Annotated in this window: 17 protein-coding genes and 1 tRNA gene; 14 read left to right on the top strand and 4 right to left on the bottom strand. The window is 42.1% G+C overall.

Annotated features, from left to right (window positions below; all coding sequences use genetic code 11):
- Window positions 1–136: 136 nt before the first annotated feature.
- The 4 genes from I1A59_RS07420 to rlmH form a co-directional block, all read right to left on the bottom strand.
- Window positions 137–898, bottom strand: a complete 762-nt coding sequence (locus tag I1A59_RS07420; protein ID WP_196092148.1) for a LytTR family DNA-binding domain-containing protein — start codon at window positions 896–898, stop codon at window positions 137–139.
- 2 nt (window positions 899–900) lie between these two features.
- Window positions 901–2,202, bottom strand: coding sequence for a GHKL domain-containing protein (locus I1A59_RS07415; protein ID WP_196092147.1), 1,302 nt, complete (start codon window positions 2,200–2,202; stop codon window positions 901–903).
- A 199-nt stretch (window positions 2,203–2,401) separates the two neighbouring features.
- Window positions 2,402–2,475 (bottom strand) — tRNA-Arg (locus I1A59_RS07410).
- Window positions 2,476–2,577: 102 nt separating this feature from the next.
- Entirely contained in the window at window positions 2,578–3,057 is a 480-nt protein-coding gene (gene rlmH, locus I1A59_RS07405) for a 23S rRNA (pseudouridine(1915)-N(3))-methyltransferase RlmH (RefSeq protein WP_196092146.1), read from the bottom strand.
- Between the two features lie 105 nt (window positions 3,058–3,162).
- On the opposite strand from rlmH, the gene I1A59_RS07400 reads away from it, so the two are divergent.
- The 14 genes from I1A59_RS07400 to ftsH all read left to right on the top strand — a co-directional run bounded on the left by I1A59_RS07400 (window position 3,163) and on the right by ftsH (window position 19,675).
- Window positions 3,163–4,329 carry a S1C family serine protease gene (locus I1A59_RS07400; RefSeq protein WP_196092145.1) on the top strand — a complete coding sequence of 389 codons (1,167 nt, stop codon included), beginning with the start codon at window positions 3,163–3,165 and terminating at the stop codon, window positions 4,327–4,329.
- Window positions 4,330–4,376: 47 nt separating this feature from the next.
- Window positions 4,377–5,138 (top strand): ParB/RepB/Spo0J family partition protein, encoded by a 762-nt coding sequence (locus I1A59_RS07395; RefSeq protein WP_196092144.1) that lies wholly within the window; start codon window positions 4,377–4,379, stop codon window positions 5,136–5,138.
- 191 nt (window positions 5,139–5,329) lie between these two features.
- On the top strand, window positions 5,330–6,676 hold the full coding sequence (gene dnaA / locus I1A59_RS07390; protein WP_196092143.1) for a chromosomal replication initiator protein DnaA: 1,347 nt from the start codon (window positions 5,330–5,332) through the stop codon (window positions 6,674–6,676).
- A 348-nt stretch (window positions 6,677–7,024) separates the two neighbouring features.
- Window positions 7,025–8,158 carry a DNA polymerase III subunit beta gene (gene dnaN / locus I1A59_RS07385; RefSeq protein ID WP_196092142.1) on the top strand — a complete coding sequence of 378 codons (1,134 nt, stop codon included), beginning with the start codon at window positions 7,025–7,027 and terminating at the stop codon, window positions 8,156–8,158.
- 8 nt (window positions 8,159–8,166) lie between these two features.
- Window positions 8,167–8,364 (top strand): DUF951 domain-containing protein, encoded by a 198-nt coding sequence (locus I1A59_RS07380; protein ID WP_196092141.1) that lies wholly within the window; start codon window positions 8,167–8,169, stop codon window positions 8,362–8,364.
- Window positions 8,365–8,510: 146 nt separating this feature from the next.
- Window positions 8,511–9,626, top strand: a complete 1,116-nt coding sequence (gene ychF / locus I1A59_RS07375; protein ID WP_196092140.1) for a redox-regulated ATPase YchF — start codon at window positions 8,511–8,513, stop codon at window positions 9,624–9,626.
- Window positions 9,627–9,682: 56 nt separating this feature from the next.
- Complete coding sequence (pth, locus tag I1A59_RS07370) at window positions 9,683–10,252, top strand: aminoacyl-tRNA hydrolase (RefSeq protein ID WP_196092139.1); 570 nt, start codon at window positions 9,683–9,685, stop codon at window positions 10,250–10,252.
- Window positions 10,245–13,781: a transcription-repair coupling factor gene (gene mfd, locus I1A59_RS07365; RefSeq protein WP_196092138.1), complete on the top strand. Its 3,537-nt coding sequence runs from the start codon at window positions 10,245–10,247 to the stop codon at window positions 13,779–13,781. The genes pth and mfd overlap by 8 nt, the downstream gene beginning before the upstream one ends.
- A 19-nt stretch (window positions 13,782–13,800) precedes the next feature.
- Window positions 13,801–14,067, top strand: a complete 267-nt coding sequence (locus tag I1A59_RS07360; RefSeq protein ID WP_196092137.1) for an RNA-binding S4 domain-containing protein — start codon at window positions 13,801–13,803, stop codon at window positions 14,065–14,067.
- Entirely contained in the window at window positions 14,060–14,428 is a 369-nt protein-coding gene (locus I1A59_RS07355) for a septum formation initiator family protein (RefSeq protein WP_196092136.1), read from the top strand. The genes I1A59_RS07360 and I1A59_RS07355 overlap by 8 nt, the downstream gene beginning before the upstream one ends.
- Before the next feature lie 105 nt (window positions 14,429–14,533).
- The gene (locus I1A59_RS07350; protein WP_196092135.1) at window positions 14,534–15,832 is read left to right on the top strand and encodes a serine hydrolase; all 1,299 of its coding nucleotides are present in this window, start codon (window positions 14,534–14,536) and stop codon (window positions 15,830–15,832) included.
- Window positions 15,829–17,106, top strand: a complete 1,278-nt coding sequence (gene tilS / locus I1A59_RS07345; protein WP_196092134.1) for a tRNA lysidine(34) synthetase TilS — start codon at window positions 15,829–15,831, stop codon at window positions 17,104–17,106. The genes I1A59_RS07350 and tilS overlap by 4 nt, the downstream gene beginning before the upstream one ends.
- Before the next feature lie 9 nt (window positions 17,107–17,115).
- Window positions 17,116–17,655, top strand: coding sequence for a hypoxanthine phosphoribosyltransferase (gene hpt / locus I1A59_RS07340; RefSeq protein ID WP_196092133.1), 540 nt, complete (start codon window positions 17,116–17,118; stop codon window positions 17,653–17,655).
- 22 nt (window positions 17,656–17,677) lie between these two features.
- Window positions 17,678–19,675, top strand: coding sequence for an ATP-dependent zinc metalloprotease FtsH (gene ftsH / locus I1A59_RS07335; RefSeq protein WP_196092132.1), 1,998 nt, complete (start codon window positions 17,678–17,680; stop codon window positions 19,673–19,675).
- Window positions 19,676–20,157 lie beyond the last annotated feature (482 nt).

Below are 20,157 nucleotides of genomic sequence, written 5' to 3'. Positions count from 1 at the left end.
AGGCTAATCGTAGCCTTGGTTTAGTCTAAAAAACAGCTTCAAAGGTACCTGGTGTCAAATAAAATCGCGCTAATTATTCTAGCCCATATTAATCATTTTTTCGGGACATAATCATCTTTGATTGACAGACTTTTTTTCAAAAAATTTTATTTTTTTCTTCCAGTAATTCTTTCATAGCTGTTAAACGTAGTCGTGACAAGGGACAACTGGCCTGACCGTAGAATAAAACTTCTTTTTTCCGTCTATCCCAGCCTCGGATATTTTGAATATTTGCCAAATAAGATTTGTGGGGGCAAAAGAAACGCTCTCTCCCTTGAGGATCTGTTAAACCTTTCAATTCCTGCAAGGTGCCAGAAAATTCCTTGATAAAATTTTTACCAACAATTCGTAACTTGTGAGAGCTAGCCGCTGTTTCGATATAAAGAATATCTTGAAAAGGAATGCGGAGGCGTTCTCCTTTGGTACTGAAATCAAAAAAATCTTCCTCAGTATCCATATCTAAAAAATGAGTTCGACTGTATTCCAAAACCTCACGGATTCGCAAACGGAATACATCTTTTGCCAAATCCTTGGGAATAAAATCCAAAGCAGCTACTTGATAGCGAAAAGTCAGCAAGGCAAATTCTGAATGAGAGCTGGTAAATACAATAATCGCGTAAGGGTTATTTTGCCGAATTTCACGCGCTACCTCCAGCCCCGATCGCTCACGATTTTGGATTTCAATATCCAAAAAATAAAGCTGATGAACTTCTGCTTGCGCGTGATATTCCATAAATTCTTCCAACTTTCCCGTCGATCGAATGTCTAGTTTTTGCTGAAGTTCCTCTCCAAGTTCTTGAAGAATCCTTTCCAAGCGAACTTGATGATGAACCTGATCCTCTAAAATCAGCACTTTCATAGTTAACTCCTTATGGTTAGATGTTGTATGAAGTTCTGAGAACCAATCTCAGTCTCCAATAACAGAACTTCCTCGTGGTTTAAGATCCGCTGAACCGTAAACAAACCAGTCCCCCTGTCAGATCCCTTAGTAGACCAATCCGACTGAAAGATTTTTTGAATATTCAACTCACCAGGGGGACGACTATTTTCCAAGATCATCTCAAGTCCCTGATCACTTCTAAACAAGGCCAAATCAATTCGTTTACTCTCAGAGACTTGAGCCGCCTCGATAGCATTGGTCAGTAAGATATTCAGCAGTCGCACCAAAGCCAGTTGATTCACTTCCATGGGCGGCACCTTGTCTCGAATTTCTAGATAAAAATTCAAGCCTTTTTCTTGTGCCTGACAGAGATAATGGAAAATCAAACTCCGAATAGTCTTATCTTCCAAGAGACAGAGATCAAAATAAGAATATTCACGGGAAGACATGACTTCATTAGCCTCTACCAACACTTCCCTATGTAATTTTTCAACCAATTCCCAATCCCTACTTTCAATCGCTGCCGTAAAACTCACCATCATCCCTGCAAAATCATGCCGAAAGCCCCTTAAATCTTGATACATGCACCCTAACTTTTTGCATAACTTAGTCATGGGGAGCTTATTCTCCCTTTCCTTTTTTTCAAAAGAAAGAATAGACAAGCGCAACCGCAAGATAACAAAGGCAAAAAGATAAAGCGATGCCGTTCGCAAGAAGCCGGAACAACCAATGGATAAAATCGAACAGGTACACATTTGCGAAAGGGTCAGGAAAAGATGGATCAAGATAAAGCATACGAAAGAAATTCGAATCTGCTTTCGAAAACGTGGCTCATCCATAAATAACAGATAACGATGAAAATATTGGAACAGCAAATACAAGGTATGCAGGGACAAACCAGCCATCAAACCGTACAGAAGGAGATGAAAATCCACAAAAAACTCATGACCTACAATTGTATAGAGACAAAATAAGAAGAAAACTCGTAATAAATCAAATCCTAGATAGAGTATCCCCACTGAGTAAGAAGAGAAACGAAAACTCTCGTAGGTATTCCGATACAGGAACCACGAGAGTATGAAGGGTTCTGCAAATAAGAGAAAGTAAAAGAAGAAGAAGCGCAAAGTTCCGATTCCCACAAGAACCAACTCATAAAGCCAAAAATAAAGAAAGAAGGGCCACTTCACCCGATTTCTCAGTAGACTAAAAAAGAGCCAGCCCAGGCCCACAGCACGGATAAGCAATAAAAGCAGATGAAACGGACTATCGTCTCGTAAAAACAAATGAACTTCCATAGCAATTTAATAGTATATCTTAAACGATCCTCCGATGGGGAGCTAGGTCCCAAAATGTCATAAAAACTGCCTGAAATGTATAATATGCAGGGCTATTTTCTGAAAATGATGATTTTCATTTCATTTTAGCGGGCAAAAAAAGAACTGGCTAGAAACCAGTCCTTTGTGCATCAGGCAAGCATCTACATGATCCCAGCAGGATTCGAACCTGCGACCGTTCGCTTAGAAGGCGAATGCTCTATCCAGCTGAGCTATGGGACCAATTCTCCTAATTATACCAAATAAAACGACAGCATGCAAGAAGGCAGAACTTCCGTATTCCTGTCAAAGCCATCGGTTCAGCTACAATACAGCCCAGCTGATTTATTTATGGTAGGGACTTCCTTCTTGGATCATAAAGGAGCGATAAACCTGTTCAACCAGAATCATTTTCATCAACTGATGAGGCAGGGTCATCCGCCCAAAACTCAAAAGCAAGTTAGCCCTTGTCTTAATTCGGTCAGATAAGCCTAGGCTGCCCCCTATGACAAAGGTCAAGGTGGAGTGGCCGTTTAAGGTTGCGCCTGCCAAGGCTTGACTTAATTCCTCAGAAGACTGGAGTTTCCCCTCAATGGCCAAAACAACCAGAAAATCACGATCTTGAATTTTCGCTTCGATTTTCTGACCTTCTTTTTCAATAATGGCTGCTTTTTCTCTGGAGCTAGCCTTATCTGGGATGCGTTCATCTGCAACTTCAATCATCTCCACCTGGCAAAAACGCGATAAGCGTTTCTGATATTCTTGGATCCCGTCTCGCAGATATTTTTCTTTTAATTTTCCAACTGTTAAAAACTTTACTCTCATATCCTCATTATACACAAAGTTATCCACAATTTGTGGATAACTTTGTGGTTTTAAGCTATAATTAAGTCTGATTTTATATAGTCAACTTGTGAATTGGAGGCCCACATGAAAAATAAATCATTAAAAACACCCGCGATTGCTGCTGGTATCCTTGGACTTAGCTTTTTAGGAGGCTATGCTGGCACTCAATTGTCTCAAAATCAAAATTTGCTCAGCAACCAGACACAGGTGGTTCCACAAAAAACACAAAAACATGAAACCAGTACAACACTTGCTGTGAATAAAGTTCAAAATGCTGTTGTATCCGTCATCAGCTATGCTGAAAATGACCAAAGTAACAGTATTTTCAACCTTGGTCCAAATGAGAGTGGGGAAGATGCCGCGGCTGGAGAAGGATCCGGTGTCATCTACAAAAAAGACGGAAAATACGCCTATCTCGTCACCAATACCCATGTCATCTCTGGAGCTAGCCGTCTCGACATTCAATTTGCAGATGGCAGCAAGGTCGAAGGAGAAGTGATTGGTTCAGATGTCTATTCAGACATCTCGGTCGTTCGTATCCCTGCTGACAAAGTCCAAGAAGTGGCAACTTTTGGTGATTCCAGCCAATTAAGTATCGGAGAAACAGCTATCGCTATCGGTAGCCCCCTAGGAACAGACTATGCTAATTCTGTAACCCAAGGAATTATCTCAAGTTTGGAGAGAACGGTAACCTCTAAATCAGAAGACGGTCAGACAATCTCAACCAAGGCTCTACAAACGGATGCAGCTATCAACCCAGGGAACTCAGGAGGACCTTTGATCAATATCGATGGCCAAGTCATCGGAATTACCTCAAGCAAGATTGCCTCCAGCATTTCTGGAGTCTCTGTAGAAGGAATGGGCTTCGCAATTCCTTCAAATGAAGTTATTGCCATAGTTGAGCAGTTAGAGGAGAATGGTTCTATTCGCCGCCCAGCACTTGGAATCAGCATGCTCAACCTGACCAATCTGACTACCAGCGATCTCGATCGCCTCAACCTCCCAGAGGATATCCAAGGAGGTGTCGTTGTCCGTTCTACTCAGGAAGGATTCCCAGTTGACGGTAAATTGGAACAATATGACGTCATCACAAAGATTGACGATACAGATATTCAGTCAACCAGTGATTTACAATCAGCGCTTTACAGTAAAAACATCAATGATACGATTACCATTGAATTTTACCGTAATGGCAAGCTCCAGAAAGTAGATGTCAAACTCGATAAAACTACTCAAGACTTGAAACAATAACCTTCTCACCGCTTTACATTTTCGTAAAGCGGTGTTATACTTTACTAATGGATTACATGGCAGAACTTTCCATCCAAGATATTCAGACCAATCCTTATCAACCTAGGCGACACTTTTCGGATTCTGCCTTGACAGAATTGAGTCAATCAATTAGTGTCAACGGCCTCATTCAACCCATTATTGTCCGAAAATCGCCCATTACTGGTTATGAATTACTTGCAGGGGAACGGCGCCTTCGCGCCTGTCAAGAGCTAGGATGGACCACCATACCAGCACTGGTTAAGGACTTAACCAATTCCCAAATGATGGAACAAGCAATTATCGAAAATCTCCAACGGGTAGACTTGGATCCTATCGAGGAAGCCCTTGCCTTTCAAAAACTGGTAGAACATGGACTAACCCACGAAGATATCGGCCAGCAATTAGGAAAATCTCGACCTTATATCTCAAATAGTCTGCGTCTCCTGAAATTAGCCCCAGGTCTACAAGAAGCGCTTAGCCAGGGCACCATTAGTCCAGGTCACGCTAGGCTCCTCTTGGCTTTTAAAACAGAAGAACAGCTGCACTATTTGCAGCAAGTCATCGAGAAGGGATGGACAGTTCGACAGCTAGAAAAAGAACTGAAAAATCCGCAGTCCCCAGTAACTAAGAAGCCCAAGGATCCCTTTCTCTCCGAAGAAGAACGCAAGCTTCAAGAGATCCTAGGCACGCGCATCCAGATTAAACAAGACAAAAATAACCAGGGAAGTATCACAATTTACTTTGATTCCCTGGATGAATATGACCGAATTATCCACATGCTGAAATAGGCATGTGGATTTTTATTTTTTCCCCACAACATTTCTCACAGGCTACTCCCAGGATATTCAAAGCTTTCCCAAGTAATTCACACCCTGTGGAAAACTATTAACAAACAGGTGGATTACTTTCCACAGCTTGTGGAAAACTAGGCTATGTGGTATAATTTTCCTAATTGATTTTACACAAGAAAGGAATCGCTATGAACAAAAACGAAGCATTTTGGCAGCGGTTTTTAGAGTTAACCAGAGATTCCAAACAATCAGAAGTTATCCAATTTTTTGTTGAACCCGCAGAATTGGTTTCGGTGGATGATCAAACCGTCACCATTTACTTAGACAACTCAGCAAAAGCAGACTACTGGGAAAACAATATCCAATCCAATTTGATCGTTGCTGGATTCGAAGTCTTTGACAGGGAATTAAAAGTCGAATATGTCTTTGAAAAACCAAATCCAACTTTTAACAGTGATAGTCCAACTTTTAGAGCCCCTATTCGAGAACAATCTTTTACAGACACTGGACTCCAAAGTCGCTATACTTTTGAAGATTTTGTTTTAGGAGAAGGCAACAAATTTGCCTTTTCAGCCAGCATGGCTGTTGCCGAAAGTCCAGGTAATACCTATAATCCACTCTTTCTACACGGAGGACCTGGATTAGGAAAGACACATCTGATCAATGCAATCGGAAATTTTTATTTTGGTGTCTTTCCTGGTAACCGAGTTCTCTATATATCCGCTGAGAATTTCATGAATAATTTCATCGATTCCATCCGCTTGATGACAACAGATGAATTTAAAAAAAGATTCCGAACTCTCGACCTATTAATTATCGATGATATTCAAGCCTTAAACAAAGAAAGTATGGCATCGACCCAAGAAGAGCTTTTCAATACCTTTGAAGCTCTGTACAAAGAAGGGAAGCAGATTGTCTTTACTAGTGACCGCCCTCACACTGAGTTAAAGGGAATAGCTGATCGCCTAACCACACGATTTGCTTGGGGTCTGGTATGTGACATTACCCCACCAGACTACGAAACCCGGATTGCCATTTTAAAATCCAAGACAGAGCACTCACCATATAGATTCCCAACCGAAACCTACGAATATTTAGCCAATCAATTTGACAACAATGTCCGAGAAATTGAAGGAGCCCTTAATGATATCAAGCTGACCGCACAAGTTGAAGGAATCACTGAGATTACTGTGGAAGTCGCAGCAAAGGCTATTCGGTCCAGAAAAGAAGACACGCGCCGTATTTCACGCGTTATTCCAATTGATACCATCCAAGAAGTAGTAGGAAAATTCTATGGCATAAGCCTTAAAGAGATTAAAGGAACCAGCCGTAAGCAAAATATCGTTAAAGCCCGTTCTGTAGCCATGTACCTCAGCCGCGAATTGACCGACAATTCAACCCCTAAAATTGGTAAAGCATTTGGAGGAAAAGATCATACAACGGTCATGCACAGTCACAATAAAATCAAAAAGCAAATCGAAGAAGACCAAGCCCTTCAGATCGAAATATCCGAATTAAAGAAAAAAATAAAATAATACTTAACTAATTTCAAAATCAGAATACTCGCGGAATTTCAGAAAAATGACGAGGAAATCCCATGATGATAGCTCAACAGGTGTAGGAGACCTATTGAATATTAAGGATAAGACTTGAAAGCACGCAATCAGTAAGTTCATCAAAGAGGCTTAACTAAGTCACATTTTGAAATGCAATGAGTATAACTCCCTGTGAATAACTCAAAAACTTATCAACAAGTTATCCACAGGTTGTGCACAAGTCTATTCACTTGATGGACAATGGATTGAGCCTTTTATCCACAGTATCCACAAGCCCTACTACTATTATTAAATAATAATCACTAAAAAATAAATAAAGGAGATTCCATGTTACAATTCTCTATAAACAAGAATTTTTTTCTACAAGCCCTTAACACAGTTAAACGTGCTATTAGTTCTAAAAATGCAATTCCAATTCTTTCAACCTTAAAAATTGAAGCTCATGCTGAAGGAGTCATCTTAATTGGTTCCAACGGGCAAATTTCTATCGAGAATTTTATTCCTGTTGAGCAAAAAGATGCTGGACTTGTTGTTGATCAACCAGGCAGTCTTCTTTTAGAAGCTACATTCTTTATTAATGTTATCTCTAGCCTTCCTTCACTTGAATTAGATTTAAAAGAAATTGAAAATAAGCAGCTTTTGCTTAAAAGTGGAAAATCAGAGATTACCCTAAAAGGAAAAGACAGTAACCAATACCCACGTATCCAAGAAATTCCAACCAGTAATCCACTTCTATTAGAGACAAAAGTCCTTAAAGAATTGATTTCCGAGACAGCTTTTGCTGCAAGCTCTCAAGAAAGTCGCCCAATTTTAACAGGGGTTCATTTTGTTCTTGATGAAAATAAACAATTGAAAACAGTTGCAACAGATTCTCATCGTCTCAGTCAAAAAATTATCCAACTAGAAAATGCTGGTGATGCTTTTGATGTGGTGATTCCAAGTAAATCTCTGAAAGAATTTACAGCAGTATTTGGCGATGAAATTACATCCATTGAGGTTTTCTTTGCTCAAAATCAATTGCTCTTTAAGAGTGAATACATTTCATTCTACATCCGCTTACTAGAAGGGAATTATCCGGATACAAACCGTTTAATTCCAACAATGTCCAATAGTCAACTTACCTTCAACGTGGTACAGCTACGCCAAGCCATGGAACGGGCTCGACTTTTGTCCAATGCAACTCAAAATGGAACAGTGAAAGTGGAAATTAAAGACCAGACTGTGCGTTCCTATGTTAACTCTCCTGAGGTAGGACAAGTGGATGAAGAATTGGAAGTTTTGGCCATTGAGGGAGAAGACTTGAGCATTAGCTTTAACCCCAACTATATGATTGAGGCCTTAAAAGCGATTAAGTCTGAAGAAGTTATTTTGAGCTTTATCTCCCCTATTCGACCTTTCACTCTAAAAGCAGCTGAAGAAGATCAATTGATTCAATTGATTACTCCTGTTCGAACAAATTAGGAGGTTCTATGTACCAAGTTGGAAGCAAGGTCGAAATGAAAAAGCCACACGCTTGTTTGGTCAAGTCCACTGGGAAGAAAGCTAATGATTGGGAAGTGAGGCGCGTGGGAGCCGATATCAAACTTCAGTGTCGCAATTGCCAGCATCTAGTCATGATGAGTCGGCATGACTTTGAAAGAAAGCTTAAGCGGGTGGTTGAAGAATAAATTCAAGAGGGGATGATAGTCAAGCGAAGATTCGTTTGAACTTACCCCTCTTTTTAATTTTTGATATAATGGATTGGATGACTGAGAGCAGAAATTATAATCTACAAAAAGAGTTGCTTTCACTTACATGAAATGAGGAGAAAAAGATGGCTTTAACAGCAGGAATTGTTGGCTTACCAAATGTTGGGAAGTCGACCTTATTTAATGCGATTACAAGAGCAGGCGCAGAGGCTGCCAATTACCCCTTTGCAACAATCGATCCTAATGTTGGTCGAGTTGAAGTGCCAGATGAGCGACTTATCAAATTGACCGAGTACATCAAACCACAGAAAACCGTACCAACGACATTTGAGTTCACCGATATTGCAGGGATTGTTAAAGGGGCATCAAACGGCGAAGGTCTGGGGAATAAGTTTTTAGCCAATATTCGCGAAGTGGATGCGATTGTCCATGTGGTCCGTGCTTTTGAGGATGAAAATGTTATGCGTGAACAAGGACGAGAATCTGACTTTGTGGATCCGATGGCGGATATTGATACCATTAATTTAGAGCTAATCCTAGCGGACTTGGAAAGCATTAACAAGCGCTATGCGCGTGTTGAAAAAATGGCTCGAACCCAGAAAGACAAGGATTCTGTAGCGGAATTTGCAGTCTTAGAAAAAATCAAACCTGTCCTAGAGGATGGTAAATCTGCGCGAACCATTGAATTTAGCCCTGAAGAAGAGGCTATTGTGAAAGGTCTCTTCCTCCTCACCACAAAACCAGTTTTATATGTGGCTAATGTAGATGAAGATCAAGTAGCTGATCCAGATGCAATTGAATATGTGCAACAAATTCGTGCTTTCGCAGCAACAGAAAATGCAGAAGTGGTGGTTATCTCAGCTCGCGCGGAAGAAGAAATTTCTGAATTAGAGGAAGAAGACAAGGCAGAATTTCTTGAAGCTATGGGCTTGAATGAATCAGGTGTCGACAAATTAACTCGAGCTGCTTATCATCTACTCGGACTCGGAACCTATTTCACAGCTGGTGAAAAAGAAGTCCGGGCCTGGACTTTTAAACGCGGCATGAAGGCTCCGCAAGCAGCTGGCATTATCCACTCAGACTTCGAAAAGGGCTTTATCCGTGCTGTAACCATGTCCTACGATGATCTTATGACCTACGGTAGCGAGAAAGCTGTCAAAGAGGCTGGTCGCCTCCGTGAGGAAGGAAAAGAATACATTGTCCAAGACGGTGACATCATGGAGTTCCGCTTTAACGTTTAATCAATTCAAGAACCGAGGTTGGCCCTACTCCGACCTCTTTTCGTATTGGAGGAATTATGACAAAACTCATTGTTGGCCTGGGAAACCCAGGCTCTAAATACCAAGGTACACGCCACAATGTTGGATTTCAATTTGTAGATCAAATTGCCCAAAAAGAAGGCGTAATCTTTAAAGAAGATCGGATTTTTCAGGCCGAACTTACCTCTTTTTTCTACCAAGGAGAAAAGATTTATTTAGCTAAACCAACTACTTTTATGAATAAAAGTGGATTGGCGGTTGAAGCTCTCCTGGCTTATTACGGGTTAAGGGCAGAAGATTTAATCGTAATTTATGATGATCTCGACATGACTGTTGGCAAGGTAAGACTTCGGGCAAAGGGATCAGCAGGGGGTCACAATGGTATCAAAAATATAATCCACCTGCTAGGTCACTCTGATTTTTTACGCTTTAAAATCGGAATTGGAAGACCAGCTCCCCAACAATCTGTGCCCAACTATGTCCTAGGTAAATTTAGTACGGACGATCAGATTGCCATCTCAGAAGCTCTAGAACGGGTCACAGAGGCTTTTTACTACTATCTGGATACAAGGAACCTAGAAGCAAGTATGAGGTGCTACAATGGCTAAACAGAACCTGATTTCTCTATTTGAACAAAATCAGCAAATTCAGGACTGGCTTGACGGATTTGATCCTAGCTCTCGGCAATTGGTGCTTGGCCTATCTGCGACCAGTAAAGCCTTGGCGCTAGCTAGTCTTCTTGGCAAGAAAAAAGCGAAAATTGTTACCATCGTAGCGAGCACGGTCGAGGCGGAGCGCCTGGAAAGTGACCTGATTGCATTGGTAGGGGAGGAAAAAATTTACCGCTTTCTAGCAGAGGATGTGGCCGTAGTGGAGTTGGCTTTTTCTTCTAAGGAAAGAGAGTACACCCGAGCTCAGACTCTACAATTTTTGCAAGAGGAAGGGGAAGGCATTGTGATTGCCAACCTAGCGGCTCTAGGACTGCGTCTTCCTGATCCACGAGCCTATCGTGCCTATAGCCAGACTTTGACAGTAGGCATAGCCTATCCATTTGAACAGATACTAGATCAGCTAAATGAGATGGGCTATACCAAAGTGGGACAGGTCACCCAAGAAGGGGAGTACAGTCAGCGGGGAGATATCTTAGATCTTTTCCCTTTGGGCCAAGAGCTTCCTTATCGTTTAGAATTTTTCGGAGATGAGTTAGACAATCTCCGCACCTTTAGTCCGGAACACCAACGCTCCCAGGAAAAAGTTGAGTCTATTTTGATTCAACCTGTCCGTAGCCAACTTGTTGGAGAAGAGGACTATGAACGAGCTGAAGCAGCATTTTTGGACTTGATGAAAAACCAAAGTCGTCCTAGCCTCCTATCTTATTTGCAGGAAATCTTAGCATCTATTCGGTCGCGATCCTATCACGAAGCCTTTCCCAGCTTTCTCCAGTATTTCTATGAGGGAGAATGGTCTCTTTTAGACTACCTTCCTAAGAATAGTTTGGTGATTTTCGATGAATTCCAAAGGTTGACAGATAAAAAAGCTCAGCAAGAGTTAGAAGTTGCGCAATACTTGACAGATCAATTACAAGTTGATAAAGCACTGTCAAGACAGCTCTATTTCTTAGATTCCTATTCTAAGTGGCGACTTTACAAGCCAGCTAGCTTCTTTTCTTATTTACAACGTGGATTTGGAAATTTGAAATTAAGTGGATTGCACCAGTTTCAAGAATTCCCGCTTCAAGATTACTTCAGTCAACTACCACTGATTAAAGACGAGCTCTTACGCTTCCAAAAATCAGGCTATACAATTGTACTTGACATAACCTCTACAGAGCATTTACAAACTTTACAAGAAACTTTACAAGATTACAACTTGACAATTAAAACTGTGAATAGCGATGAAATCAGAGAAAACGAGATCCAATTCTGTAAACTTGGCCTCAGTCAAGGTTTTCAATTGCAGGATCAAAAGTTATTACTAATAACAGAAAAGGAATTGTTTCAAAAGAAAACCAAACGTCGGGTTCGCCGTCAAAACATAAGCAATGCGGAGCGCTTAAAAAGTTACCAAGAATTAGAAAAAGGCGACTATGTTGTCCACGCTATTCATGGGATTGGACAGTATCTTGGAATCGAGACCATCGAAGTGTTAGGTAGTTACCGGGATTATGTAACAGTTCGTTATGAAAATGGAGATCGAATTTCCTTACCTGTTGATCAACTGGATTTACTCTCCAAATATATAGGAAGCGAAGGTAAGGCACCAAAACTCAATAAATTGAATGATGGGCGCTTCCAGAAAGCGAAACGAAAGGTTGAGAAGCAGGTTCAAGATATCGCTGATGACCTACTGAAACTGTATGCAGCGCGTGCTCAATTAAAAGGCTTTGCCTTTTCTCCGGATGGTCCAGATCAAGAAGACTTTGACCAGGACTTCCCTTATGTCGAAACAGATGACCAGCTCAAGAGTATCCAAGAGATTAAGGAAGATATGGAAAAGGATAAACCTATGGACCGCCTCTTGGTGGGGGATGTTGGGTTTGGAAAAACAGAAGTTGCCATGCGAGCTGCCTTTAAGGCTGTTCAAGACCATAAACAGGTGGCAGTTCTGGTTCCTACCACCGTCTTAGCCCAACAACATCTGGTCAACTTTCAAGAACGTTTCGCTGAGTTTGCTGTGGAAGTCGATGGACTGAGTCGATTTAAGACTAAGAAGGAGCAGGCAGCTACCCTGGAGAAGTTAGCTAAGGGTCAAGTTGACATTATCATCGGAACCCATCGCCTCTTGTCCAGTGATGTCACATTTTCCGATCTTGGCTTGATTATTATCGATGAGGAACAGCGTTTTGGCGTCAAACACAAGGAAAAATTGAAGGAATTGAAAAATAAGGTGGATGTCCTAACCCTAACTGCTACTCCAATTCCTCGAACCCTCCACATGTCTATGTTAGGAATCCGTGACTTATCAGTCATTGAAACGCCACCAACCAACCGTTATCCAGTACAAACCTTTGTGATGGAAACCAATCCACAGGTAATTCGAGATGCGGTTCTTAGAGAAATAGAACGGGGAGGTCAGGCCTATTACCTCTATAATCGTGTGGACACAATTGAACTTAAAGTTGCTGAATTACAGGAACTCATACCAGAAGCTTCCATTGGCTATGTCCATGGACGAATGTCAGAGGTACGTCTGGAAAATACCCTTCTTGATTTTGTCAACGGAGTCTACGATCTCCTGGTTACCACAACCATCATTGAAACGGGTGTTGATATCCCCAATGCTAATACGCTCTTTATTGAAAATGCAGATCACATGGGGCTATCCACTCTCTACCAGTTGAGGGGACGAGTTGGTCGTAGTAACCGTATTGCTTACTCTTATCTCTTTTATCGACCTGATAAAAGTTTGAGTGAAGCGTCAGAGAAACGCTTAGATGCCATCAAGGGCTTCACAGAATTGGGAAGTGGATTTAAGATTGCCATGCAGGACCTATCAATTCGAGGAGCTGGAAATCTATTGGGCAGTTCCCAGAGTGGCTTTATTGACTCTGTTGGATTTGAACTTTATTCCCAATTATTGGAAGAAGCCATTGCCAAGAAGCAAGGGAAGATTCAGGCCCAGCAAGGAACCAATGCGGAAATCTCCCTGGGAATCAATGCCTATTTACCATCCGACTATATTCAGGATGAACGCCATAAGATTGAAATTTACAAGCGTATTCGACAAATCCGAGGGGAAGAGGATTACCAAGAACTTCAAGAGGAGTTGATGGACCGCTTTGGAGAATATCCAGACCCAGTGGCGTATTTATTAGAAGTTGGGCTATTGAAAGCTTACGCTGATCAGATTTTTATTGAAAATATCCTTTTGAAAAAAGGGGCTATCCATATACGATTTGCTACGAAAGCCGCTCGCTATTTCTTGGCCCAAGATTATTTCCAAGCACTGTCGCAAACCACTATTAAGGCACAATTAAGTGACATGCAAGGAAAAATGGAAGTGATCTTCAACTTACATCAGGAAAAAGATTATGAAATTCTAGAGGCCTTGCTTCAGTTCACGCGCTTCCTAGCCCAGGAACTTAAAGAAAAACTCAAGGACTTAGAGCAGGTCTCTGGTCAAAACGTGTTACAATAGAAAAAAAGGAGAAAGATTTATGCGCTTAGACAAATACCTCAAAGTATCTCGTTTAATCAAACGTCGTCCTGTAGCAAAGGAAGTGGCGGACAAGGGACGAATCAAAGTGAATGGCGTTTTGGCTAAAAGTTCGACCGACTTAAAAATCGACGATATCGTGGAGATTCGCTTTGGTCATAAACTTGTCCGGGTGAAGGTCTTAGAGATGCTAGATAGTACCAAAAAAGAAGATGCTTCTAAGATGTATGAACTATTAGAAGAAATAAGGATAGAAGAAGATGCCTAGAAATGTCCTCCAAATGAAAAACGCCTATATTGAGGAGGAAGCTTCGCAGCGTCGGAATGACCATGATGGACGACGCCAGCGTAATCGCTTTATAGGCTGGGTTCTGATTTTGGTTGTAATTTTGTTTATTCTTCCAATCTTTAATCTGGCAAATACCAGACAGGTTTTGGAACAAAGACAAAAGCAATACCGAGAAATGGACCAACAATACCAACAATTAGAAAAGGAGGAGGAGAGATTGGCGACACTGGCTAAAAAGCTAGAAGATGATGACTATGCCAGCAAGTACATGCGGGCCCGTTACTACTACTCTAAAGACGGCGAGACCATCTACACGATTCCAGATCTCCTACCTAAATAATGGAAAAATCCCAACTCATGAAAAAAGTGGCTCTATTTCTCCAACATTCTGAGGATAAGCTAACAGAACTGGAAGAGAAGAATAAGGCCTATTATTTACTAGAACATGTTGAAGACAAGTAAGCATCCCTGGGTGATTTTACCTGTCCTTGCTTGGTTTACCTCCTGGCCATTCGTCAATTTGGATCCGGCTGAGAAACTTAATCTGGCCCCAGAACAAGCAGCAGCTCTCTTCCAAGTATCTTACAGCTTGTTATACACGGAAATCCCGGAAAATCCAGTAGCTACAGTGGATATGGTCAGTTTCAAAGACCAGGATTTGACCCAGGTCGCAAAATCCTGGTCTTCGAATCAAGCTCTGCTGATTCAAGATTTGCTCTACCGGGATGATGGGACCCCGCTGTTTCAACTGAAGGACGGCAGCTTTATCTTAGCAAGCCGTTCTTTCATTTATTCAAATCAGCTGTTGCATGAAGAAGACTACGAAGGACTTCTTTGGCTCCAGCCCGATGCAAAATTTTATAAGGAAGTTCCACAGGATCAAAGCAAGATCAGCAAAAGGAACTATCAAGCTTATCAACCTATTAAAATTGTTAAGAAAGTGACCTATCCTCGAACTGAGTATGGCGTGACGGACAAGGGGGACTATGTTGACTGGTCCTCGCTCAGTCAGGAGGACAATCGCATGCAGAGGGTTCAAGAGCTACTAGATGAGAAATACCAGGATGAGAATGTGGGTATCTATGTTCAGCAAGTGGAGACTAGTAAGGTGGCAGGGATTAATCAGAATAAGACGATGTATTCTGCTAGTATTACCAAGCTTCCCTATCTTTATTACGTGCAGGAACAAGTTCTTGAAGGGAACTTGAAGTGGACAGATCGGGTGAAGTATACCAAGGAAACTGAAGATTATGACGGAGCCTATGATCCTGCGGGAACAGGAAGTCTCCCCAAGGAACCCAATCAAGAATCCTATAACTATAAGGAGCTGGAGGATAAGGCTGCAAAAGAATCGGATAATGTAGCCCACAATATCCTGGGCTATTATGGAACGGATAAGTCGAGTCCAGCTTTTCAAAAGGCCATCAAGCAGATTGTAGGGCAGGAATGGGATGTTGTAGACCGAGAGGTCACCCCGGAGATGGCCGGCCGGCTCATGGAGGCTGTCTACCTACAAAACGGTGAGTTACTTTCAATGTTACAGCAGACTGCATTTGATGACCAGCGGATCCCCCGAGACCTTCCAGTTCCTGTGGCCCACAAAATTGGTGATGCGGATGCCTTTCACCATGATGCGGCTCTGGTCTATGCTAAATCCCCCTATGTCCTGGTTATCTTTACGGAAAACAAGGACAATGAGCTGATCTCCAAGATTTCTAAAGATATTTATGAGGTGCTAAAATGACCATGGAAACTCTGATCCTGGAGCATGTCCGTAAGGAAGGCTACTTTCAAGACCATTCCAAGGTATTACTGGCCTTATCCGGGGGAAAGGATTCCTTATATTTGCTCAGTTTCCTTTACCGTAATCGGGACGAGCTAGGCCTGGATTTGGGGCTGGCTCATGTTAATTATGGGCAGCGTCCGGAAGCTGACTGGGAAGAAGAGTCCCTGAGACGTCTAGCCCAGGAGTTAGAACTACCCTTCTATAGTCGCTCCTTTACGGGAGGTTTCAGCGAGTCTGAGGCGCGTGCCTTTCGCTATGATTTCTTTGCTGAAATCATGGCGGAACAGGGGTATACTGCCTTGGTAACTGGCCACCATCGCGATGATCAGGTAGAGACCATTCTCATGCGTTTGATTCGGGGCAATCACTTGGAAAATCTCACGGGCATGCAGGAATGTCAGGATTTTGCTGGAGGCCAGCTGATTCGACCACTTCTAAACTTTGCGAAGGTGGATTTGCCTCAGGAAGTTTATTTCGAAGATGCCTCGAATAATAGTCCACTTTATTTTCGCAATCGTGTCCGTCACAAGATTCTTCCAGATCTGCGCCAGGAGAATCCCCAGCTAGATACAGGTCTTCTACGACTCTCCCAGAAAGTAGAGCAGCTTTATAGCCTTTTGAACAGTCTGACGACTCCCTTAGATCCTCTTCATTTGGAAAAATGGAAAGAAGAGTCAGAAGCCTTGCAAATTTACCTCTTAGAACAGTACTTAAAAAACTATCCCCAGTTCCCTCGGGGACCTGAACAAGTGGAGAAGCTGGCTCATCTGCTTCGAAAAGAGGGCAGTCAGACTAGCTATTTAGGTCAGGGATATTGGTTAGATAAGCGCTACAATCAATTTTCACTGACCCAGACCCCCCCAGCTCGCTTTGACTCGCAGTCCTTTTGGTTAGAACCGGGTCAAGTAACTGATTTTGGCCCCTTTCATTTTTCCTTCGGAAAAAAACCTAAAGGGAGTATCTTAGCGGAAATAGAGGTTGAGGAGAGACCTGTTCTGTTGCGTCATCGCCAGGAGGGAGATGTCTTTGTCTGGAGGGGGATGCGGCGTAAGTTGAGACGATGGTTTATCAATGAAAAAATCCCAATCCAGGAGCGGGACCAGGCCGTGTTGGTTTTACAGGATGAAAAGATTCAGGGAATTCTCAATACTCATGGTCCATGTTTGAGTATCCAGAATGAACATGGTATAATGAAGGCTAGAATTTATGTCCAAAAGATGGATAAAGAATAGGAAATGAATATGTTAGATCAAGATATCAAAGAAGTTCTCATCTCCCATGAGGAAATTGTTGCGGCTGCCCAGAAACTCGGCCAAACTTTGGCGGAGGAATATATGGATAAAAATCCTGTATTCATTGGGATTCTAAAGGGTTCAATTCCTTTTATGGCGGAATTGATAAATCATGTGGATGCGCATTTGGAAACAGATTATATGGCTGTGTCTAGTTATCAAGGAGGAACTGCCAGCACTGGTGAGTTGACAGTGGTCAAGGATTTAGCTGCAGATATTGAAAATCGACATATTGTGATCATCGAGGACATTATAGATTCTGGTTTGACCTTGGATATTTTGAAAAAAATGTTCTTGGAACGCAAGCCAGCTTCCCTTAAGATTGTAACTCTTCTAGATAAACCAGAAGGCCGTAAGGTTGAGATTGATGCGGACTATTCCTGCTTCACAATTCCAAATGAATTTGTAGTGGGATTTGGTTTGGATTACCAAGAAAATTACCGGAATCTCCCTTACATTGGAATCTTGAAAGAGGAAGTTTACAAATAAATATAAAAGGAAACGAATATAGATGAAGAAACAAAACAACCGTTTTTTCGGTCGTAATCCTCTGGCCTATATCTTCGTAGTTGTTGCTTTAATCACCGGTTTCCAATACATCTTTGGAACTAGCTCATCTGCCCAAACGCAGCAAATTAGCTTTACTGAGTTGACCAAGCAATTGGAAGACGGAAATGTCAAGGATTTGAGCTACCAACCAAATGGTAGCGTGATTGAAATTCAGGGTACTTATAAAGAAGCACAAGAAGTAAAAAACGACTTAGGTGTTCAATTTTTCGATGCCAGCTCTACCAAGGCTGAGAATTTCTCCAGCATTATTTTGCCATCGGAAGCTAATATCTCTCGGATTCAGGATTTAGCACAGGAACAGGGCGCAGACCTCAGTATTAAACGGGAAAGTTCAAGCGGTGCTTGGATTCAGTTTTTGATTAGTATCGTCCCATTCATTATTGTACTTTTCTTCTTTATGACCATGATGAACCAGAATGGTGGCGGCGCCCGTGGTGCTATGAACTTTGGCCGTAATCGTGCCAAAGCTACAACTAAAGAAGACATCAAAGTGCGCTTTGCGGATGTTGCTGGTGCCGAAGAAGAGAAACAAGAATTGGTTGAAGTTGTAGAGTTCCTTAAAGATCCAAAACGCTTCACCAACCTTGGAGCACGGATTCCTGCTGGGGTCTTGCTTGAAGGCCCTCCAGGAACCGGTAAAACTCTCCTAGCTAAAGCGGTCGCTGGAGAAGCAGGTGTCCCATTCTTCAGTATTTCCGGTTCAGATTTTGTGGAAATGTTTGTCGGTGTCGGTGCGAGCCGTGTCCGTTCCCTTTTTGAAGATGCTAAAAAAGCTGCACCTGCTATCATTTTTATTGATGAGATTGATGCTGTTGGCCGTCGCCGTGGTGTCGGCATGGGCGGGGGAAATGATGAGCGCGAGCAAACTCTTAACCAACTCTTGATTGAGATGGATGGTTTTGCTGGTAACGAAGGAATTATTGTTATTGCAGCAACTAACCGGAGCGATGTCCTAGATCCAGCTCTTCTTCGTCCAGGTCGATTTGACCGCAAGATTTTGGTTGGTAGACCAGACGTCAAAGGTCGTGAGGCTATCCTTCGCGTCCATGCTAAGAACAAACCGCTTGCAGCCGACGTTGATTTGAAATTGGTGGCTCAACAAACCCCAGGTTTTGTGGGTGCAGACCTAGAAAATGTCTTAAATGAGGCAGCTTTAGTTGCCGCTCGTCGTAATAAAAAGGAAATTGATGCTTCCGATATCGATGAGGCAGAAGATCGTGTGATTGCTGGACCATCTAAAAAGGATAAAGAAGTCTCCAAACGCGAACGGGAAATTGTGGCCTACCATGAGGCCGGACATACCATTGTTGGTTTGGTGCTTTCCAATGCACGTGTTGTGCACAAAGTAACCATTGTACCACGCGGTCGCGCAGGTGGATACATGATTGCACTTCCAAAAGAAGACCAATCTCTGCTATCTAAAGATGATATGAAGGAACAATTGGCTGGATTGATGGGAGGACGTGTAGCCGAAGAGATTATCTTTGGTGTCCAGACTACTGGTGCTTCCAATGACTTTGAACAAGCAACTCAATTGGCTCGGAGCATGGTCACAGAATATGGAATGAGTGAATTGCTTGGCCCAGTTCAATATGAGGGTAGCCATGCTATGTTGGCTGGCCAAGTCAGCCCAGAAAAATCAATGTCTGAACAAACGGCGCGTGAGATTGATCAAGAAGTCCGTAAGCTATTGGTAGAAGCTCACGAAGCTGCTCGTAAGGTCATTGAGGAAAACCGTGAAAAACATGCATTGATTGCTCAAGCCCTCCTAGAACATGAAACCTTGGATAGCCAAGAGATCAAGTCCTTGTATGAAACTGGTCAAATGCCAAGCAATCAGGAAAAGGAAGAAGGGGACGTTCATCCTCTATCTTTCGACGAAGTCGTATCTAAAATGGAATCAGATACCGAAAAGACATCTGAAACCACTAAAGACTAGGTCTTCAGCTATTAAAAATTTTCTGATACTTGAAATAAAAGAAGAGCTACTCTCTATAAAGTGAAGCTGTGTGGAAAAATTCCATGCAGCTTTTTTGAGTATGACGGCCATGTCGTACATCTGAGGTGCAAGTCCTCTGCGGGCACCTGCTCCGGTGAACCCAATAGCGACTCCCAAGCCTGACTATCGTGAGGTAGCGGGGAGAGGAAGAGATAGCAAAATCGTGGCACTACGAACAGAAACGTGATATTAAGGCATACATAGTCTTTTATTTGAAAATAACACAGTAAAAAAGCGCAAAAAAACACTATCTGTGTTATACTTAAGGTGAATATATTTAAAAATGTCTTAAGGGTGTTGCCGCATCCCTAATGCTCTTGCTGCTTCATAAGTTTGATGTGTTTTCAAAAGTTTGTAGACAATTCTTAGTATCTTATGAGCACAAGCGATAACAGCCTTCATCTTACTTCCTCTTTGGGAAA

This window comes from Streptococcus sp. NLN76 (genome assembly GCF_015686645.1).
In the GTDB taxonomy this organism is placed as follows: Bacteria; Bacillota; Bacilli; order Lactobacillales; family Streptococcaceae; genus Streptococcus.
Note: the sequence above shows the minus strand (reverse complement) of the source record. Positions and strands in the feature narration are given on the sequence as shown.

Coding starts and splice junctions, on each gene's coding strand:
- I1A59_RS07420 (WP_196092148.1), bottom strand. CDS start 898: ATGAAAGTGCTGATTTTAGAGGATCAGGTTCATCATCAAGTTCGCTTG.
- rlmH (WP_196092146.1), bottom strand. CDS start 3,057: ATGAGAGTAAAGTTTTTAACAGTTGGAAAATTAAAAGAAAAATATCTG.
- I1A59_RS07400 (WP_196092145.1), top strand. CDS start 3,163: ATGAAAAATAAATCATTAAAAACACCCGCGATTGCTGCTGGTATCCTT.
- I1A59_RS07395 (WP_196092144.1), top strand. CDS start 4,377: ATGGATTACATGGCAGAACTTTCCATCCAAGATATTCAGACCAATCCT.
- dnaA (WP_196092143.1), top strand. CDS start 5,330: ATGAACAAAAACGAAGCATTTTGGCAGCGGTTTTTAGAGTTAACCAGA.
- dnaN (WP_196092142.1), top strand. CDS start 7,025: ATGTTACAATTCTCTATAAACAAGAATTTTTTTCTACAAGCCCTTAAC.
- I1A59_RS07380 (WP_196092141.1), top strand. CDS start 8,167: ATGTACCAAGTTGGAAGCAAGGTCGAAATGAAAAAGCCACACGCTTGT.
- ychF (WP_196092140.1), top strand. CDS start 8,511: ATGGCTTTAACAGCAGGAATTGTTGGCTTACCAAATGTTGGGAAGTCG.
- pth (WP_196092139.1), top strand. CDS start 9,683: ATGACAAAACTCATTGTTGGCCTGGGAAACCCAGGCTCTAAATACCAA.
- mfd (WP_196092138.1), top strand. CDS start 10,245: ATGGCTAAACAGAACCTGATTTCTCTATTTGAACAAAATCAGCAAATT.
- I1A59_RS07360 (WP_196092137.1), top strand. CDS start 13,801: ATGCGCTTAGACAAATACCTCAAAGTATCTCGTTTAATCAAACGTCGT.
- I1A59_RS07355 (WP_196092136.1), top strand. CDS start 14,060: ATGCCTAGAAATGTCCTCCAAATGAAAAACGCCTATATTGAGGAGGAA.
- I1A59_RS07350 (WP_196092135.1), top strand. CDS start 14,534: ATGTTGAAGACAAGTAAGCATCCCTGGGTGATTTTACCTGTCCTTGCT.
- tilS (WP_196092134.1), top strand. CDS start 15,829: ATGACCATGGAAACTCTGATCCTGGAGCATGTCCGTAAGGAAGGCTAC.
- hpt (WP_196092133.1), top strand. CDS start 17,116: ATGTTAGATCAAGATATCAAAGAAGTTCTCATCTCCCATGAGGAAATT.
- ftsH (WP_196092132.1), top strand. CDS start 17,678: ATGAAGAAACAAAACAACCGTTTTTTCGGTCGTAATCCTCTGGCCTAT.